The sequence below is a fragment of the Pedobacter sp. 01T416_2 genome, from assembly GCF_056398925.1.
This window is the reverse complement of record NZ_JBFTQI010000785.1, coordinates 1-2,653: the sequence shown is the minus strand read 5'-3', so window position 1 is coordinate 2,653 and position 2,653 is coordinate 1. Positions and strand designations below refer to the sequence as shown.

The window sequence follows — 2,653 nt, the reverse complement described above, 5'->3', positions numbered from 1 at the left end:
GTAAAAGCAGCAGCCGAAAAAACAAGCATTGTGGCATCGGTACCCCAAGAAAACAAAGATTATACGAACATTATCTTTTTTGCAGTTGTAGCCTTAATACTGATTACCATTTTATACTTTTCGATCAAATATGCCAGCGGCAATAAATTTTTGATCGGTTTTTCGGTAATCGTAATTCTGGTAACCGGGTATTTCTGCTACATTACTTTTATACAGGCAAAAGTGATAACAGGTACTTTTGCAAGCAACGAAGATATACAGTATAAAACCTTCAATTTTAAATCGAAAGATTCGGTAACCGTTACCGATGCCTATACTGATTCTATTTTCACCTCGAAATACGTTATTGAGGGGGATATGATCAAACTTTACGATCAGCAGAACACCATAATGCTATTAATCAGAGATGATCAAACATTAATTGGCGAAGGTTTTACAAGAGGAACTTTTACGAAGAAATAGAATTTCCAAAATCATATCAAACGTTCCTACGGAACGAAAAAAATATTTTTTTTCTACCCATGAATCGTCCCTACGGGACGCTTGGTCTTTAACAAACAACCATACGCCGCCTAATTGGGCGATTTGCAAATTGAAGCCGAACCGGCAACTTTACATGCCGTCCCATCGGGACGCTTGCCAGGTAGCAAATAACCGATGTTATTTGTGTTTCGTTCCGTAGGAACATTTGGTAGGTATTTGTGCACAACCCTTGTTTTTAAACCTGATAGAGCGGAATAGCCCGCAGCGTAGTGAGGACTATAAGCGATAGCAGGGCTGCTGCTCCCGAAGAAATACGGAGCGCTCATTTTCAAATAATTGGCATAACTAAGCGATTAAACTCTAAAATAAAACAGCTACATTTTGGAAAAACATGTGGTAAACTGAAATAACCACCCCGCCTTTCAGGCACCCCTCCAAGGGAGGGGAATTATAAAGAGCTAAAAATCAGCAAGATTTATTAAAAAAATCTTTTCTATTAATTAAAATATTTTTACCTTTGCAGTCCCTAAATAGGGAAAAAAGGAGATAATTAATTAATGGCTAAAAAACAAGTAGCAGAAAAAGAATTAGCAGCTAAAACAGCTGAACTTCAGGGAGAAGGCGGACGCCTAACTGAAAAAGAAACTATTGAATCAGAAGCTGATTCAGTTTCGATCGAATCGATCAAATCATCATTGGCTACACCATCGGAAGATTTCGATTGGGATGCAGATGAAAAAGTTTTCGGTAATTACAATGATGCAGACCGTAAAAAGTTTGAAGATATGTATGCTGGAACATTCAATCAGATCACTAAAGGTGAAATCATCAGCGGTATCGTTGTTTCAATCAACAACAAAGATGTAGTATTAAACGTAGGTTTCAAATCAGACGGTTTAGTTTCTACTTCTGAATTCCGTGATACACCAGATCTTAAAATCGGCGATTCAGTTGACGTTTTCGTTGAAGCACCAGAAGATGCTAACGGTCAATTGATCCTTTCTCGCAAAAGAGCAAAAACCCAAAGATCATGGGAAGCAATTAACGAGGCTCTTGAAAATGATAGAATCATCAACGGTTTCGTTAAGAGCCGTACTAAAGGTGGTTTAATTGTTGATATCATGGGCGTTGAGGCTTTCTTACCAGGATCTCAAATTGATATTAAACCTATCCGCGATTACGATGTATACGTGGGTAAAACAATGGAATTCAAAGTTGTTAAAATTAACCATGAGTTTAAAAACRTAGTCGTTTCTCATAAAGTGTTAATTGAAGATGATTTAGAAAGCCAAAAAGTAGAGATCGTTTCTAAATTAGAAAAAGGTCAGGTATTGGAAGGTACTGTTAAAAACATTACTGATTTCGGTGTGTTCATCGATTTAGGTGGTGTTGATGGTTTACTTCACATTACTGATATTTCTTGGGGCCGCATAGAGCATCCAAAAGAAGTATTATCATTAGATGAAAAAATCAACGTGGTTGTTTTAGATTTCGATGATGAGAAAAAACGTATCGCTTTAGGCTTGAAACAATTAACTCCACACCCTTGGGAGAACTTAAGCACCGACATCCAAGTTGGTTCTAAAGTAAAAGGAAAAATCGTAACTGTTGCAGATTACGGTGCTTTCTTAGAAATCATCCCAGGTGTTGAAGGTTTAATCCACGTTTCTGAAATGAGCTGGTCACAAAACTTAAGAAATCCACAAGAATTCTTAAAAGTTGGTGATGAGATCGAAGCTGAAGTTTTAACTTTAGACAGAGACGAGCGCAAAATGAGCTTAGGTATTAAACAATTATCTAACGATCCATGGCAAGAAGTTGCTGCTAAATTCCCAGTTGGAAGCAAGCACCAAGCAACTGTTAAAAACATGACTAACTTCGGTGTTTTTGTTGAAATCGAAGAAGGTATTGATGGTTTAATCCACATCTCTGATTTATCTTGGTCTAAAAAAGTAAACCACCCTAATGAATTCACTAAAGTTGGTGATGTATTAGACGTTGTTGTTTTAGAACTTGATGTTGATAACCGTAAATTAAGTTTAGGTCACAAACAATTGGAAGAAAACCCTTGGGATACTTTCGAAACGATCTTCACTTTAGACTCGGTTCACCAAGGTACAGTTGTTAAAGTAACTGATAAAGGTGCTGTTATTGCTTTACCATATGGTGT

Annotated in this window: 2 protein-coding genes; both read left to right on the top strand. The window is 37.1% G+C overall.

Features of this window, described 5'->3' with window-relative positions:
• Nucleotides 1-462, top strand: a 462-nt coding sequence (locus AC1DPQ_RS24055) for a hypothetical protein (RefSeq protein WP_477611114.1), incomplete at its 5' end; no start/stop codon positions are given.
• A 578-nt stretch (nt 463-1,040) separates the two neighbouring features.
• Nucleotides 1,041-2,653: 30S ribosomal protein S1 (rpsA, locus tag AC1DPQ_RS24050; protein WP_477611113.1), on the top strand; the 1,613-nt coding region annotated here is incomplete at its 3' end.